Annotated in this window: 1 pseudogene; it reads left to right on the forward strand. The window is 46.6% G+C overall.

The features are described from left to right. Nucleotides 1-251 (forward strand): annotated as a pseudogene (locus tag AC0QHF_RS00385) (group II intron reverse transcriptase/maturase); the annotation flags it as partial.

Consider the following 251-nt stretch of genomic DNA (forward strand, 5'->3'; position numbering starts at 1 on the left):
AGGATAAGTGGATATTCCAAACTAAGGATGGTCTACGACTCCAAAAACACGCCTGGACTCCCATTGTCTACCACACATTGGTTAGACCAAACGCATCAACGTATGACGGAAATTGGGTTTATTGGGCAACGAGGAGAGGGAAATCACCAGAAATCCCAAACCAAGAAGCCCGAATGCTAAAAGACCAGAAAGGCAAATGCAAATGGTGCGGACAGCACTTCACCATCGAAGACCAATTGGAGACCGACCAT

The sequence above is a fragment of the Lyngbya sp. CCY1209 genome (genome assembly GCF_055795065.1).